Annotated in this window: 2 protein-coding genes; both read right to left on the bottom strand. The window is 65.4% G+C overall.

The features are described 5' to 3' along the window. The coding region (locus ACRDUX_RS09110; RefSeq protein ID WP_526413105.1) for an MCE family protein at window positions 1-1,139 on the bottom strand (1,139 nt) is incomplete at its 3' end. A gap of 5 nt (window positions 1,140-1,144) precedes the next feature. After that, window positions 1,145-1,999, bottom strand: coding sequence for an MlaE family ABC transporter permease (locus ACRDUX_RS09105; protein WP_526413103.1), 855 nt, complete (start codon window positions 1,997-1,999; stop codon window positions 1,145-1,147). Window positions 2,000-2,064 lie beyond the last annotated feature (65 nt).

The raw sequence follows: 2,064 nt of genomic DNA, 5'->3' as shown, positions 1-2,064 counted from the left end.
GGATTGGGCCGGATGTCCACCCCGGTGCCCCAGCCGGTGTTGGTGATCAGCTGCCGGACGGGGAAGTTCTTGGAGGCATCCGGCAGTGAGCCGCATCCGGGCTGGCCGCCGGGCCCACCCTTGGCGCCCACGATGGGCAGGTTGTCCGGATAGGCGTAGGGGTCGTTGCCGCCGAGCAGGGCGATGTCGAGTTGGATGGACTTGCCGTTGCCGCCCCAGGCCTGGCTGCCGCCGTTGTTGAGGAACCAAGTGGCGCCCTGCAGGAAGCAGGTATAGACGGGGTTGTATTTGTTGAGCAGCTCGGTGGTGGGTTCGAGGGTGTTGATGGCGCCGATGAGGGGGTCCTTGCTGCTGGTGAGCAGGTTGGTGCCGGAGGTCGCGAAGCCGAGTGTGTTGAGCAGCAGGCTGTCCAGTTGTGCTGCGTGGTCGACGACGGTGGTGCTGGTGGTGCTGGCGGCGTCCAGGACGGACAGGATGTTCTCGGCGGCCGCGTTGTAGGTGTCGTTGAAATTCTTGAAGGAGCGCCAGTCTTGGCGGAAGGTGTCGCTGCGTGCGTTGAGCGCGGTGAGGACCTGGTTCAGGTCGGTAGTGGCCTGCCCCATGCGGGGGCCCTGCCCGCGCACGCCATCGGCCACGGCGGAGAGGACTGCGTTCAATTTGGCGGGGTCGATCATCTTCAGCAGGTCCACGACGTTCTCGAAGACCGTATTGACCTCGGTGCTGACGTTCTTGGAGACGAGTACGGCGCCGGCGGCCAGGCGCGCGGCGCTTGGGTGCTCGGGGGTGATCAGGTCGACGAACTTGGAGCCGAACGCGGTGGTGACCGCGATCTGGGCTTCGACGTTGGCGGGGATGTTGGCGATCTGGTCGGGGTCGATCTCGAGCTTGAGGTCGACGGGGCCGTGATCGGAGGTGATCTGGGCGACCTGGCCGACCTGGACTCCCCTCATCTTGACCCGGGCGCCGGGGTCCATCACCAGGCCCGCGCGGTCGGAGGTCAGGGTCACTGCCACGTACGACCGGAACGTGCCGGCGAACGCGGTGATCGTGGTCCCGGCGAATACCGCCAGCACCGCGAGCAGGATCACCGCCCACCACCCGCTGTGCAGTCGATGTTCGCCGGCCTTGACCTGTTTCATGCTGCTCAGCCCGCCAGGTTGAAGTTGCCGGACTGGCCGTAGATGGCCAGCGAGATCATCACGATTTCCAGTGCCGCGAGCACCAAGGAGGTGCGCACGGCACGTCCCACCGCCTCGCCGACACCCGCCGGGCCGCCCCCTGCGGTGTAGCCGTAATAGGTGTGGACCAGCATGATCACGACGGTGATCGCCACCGATTGGAAGAACGACCAGATCACGTCGACGGGATTGAGGAACGTGTTGAAGTAGTGGTCGTAGACTCCCGAGCCCTGGCCGTAGATGGCCGTCGTGCCGGTCCGGGCCGCCAGGAAGGCCATCATGACCGCGATGCAGAACAGCGGGATGACGACCACCACGCCCGCGAACACGCGCGTCGCCGCGAGGTAGGTGACACTGCGGATGCCGATCACCTCCAGGGCGTCGATCTCCTCGTTGATGCGCATCGCACCCAGCTGAGCGGTGGCACCGGCACCGATGGTCGCCGACAGCGCCACCGCGGTGGTGCCGGGCACGATCAGCCGGACGTTGAAGAATGCCGACGCGAAACCGGTGAGAGCTTCGACGCCGATCGAGGCGAATTGGTTGTAGCCCTGCACCGCCACCAGCGCGCCGGTGGTGATGGTGAGGAACCCGACGATCGCCACGGTTCCCCCGACGACTGCCAGCGCGCCGGTGCCCAACCCCATCTGCGCGATCAACCGCAGCACTTCACCGCGATAGTTCAGCAATGCATCGGGGATGGCCGCCAAAGTCGAAGCGTAGAAACGGGTTTGGTCGCCAAGGCGGTTCCAGCCAGCCGTGAGGTTGTCCGCGGTGCGCCGTAGCTTGGCGTGCTGCCGACTGGGCAATGTTGCAGTCATGAATTCTTCACCTCATTGCACCGTGAACTGGATACCAACGGCGGTGACGATGATGTTGATGGCGA

The organism is Mycobacterium sp. (assembly GCF_050701675.1).
Lineage (GTDB): Bacteria > Actinomycetota > Actinomycetes > Mycobacteriales > Mycobacteriaceae > Mycobacterium.
The sequence above is the reverse complement of the archived record's forward strand: the minus strand, read 5'-3'. Positions and strand labels throughout refer to the sequence as shown.

What these genes read in the sequence shown, in the direction of transcription:
- ACRDUX_RS09105 (WP_526413103.1), bottom strand. Translation starts at nt 1,999, where the DNA reads ATGACTGCAACATTGCCCAGTCGGCAGCACGCCAAGCTACGGCGCACC.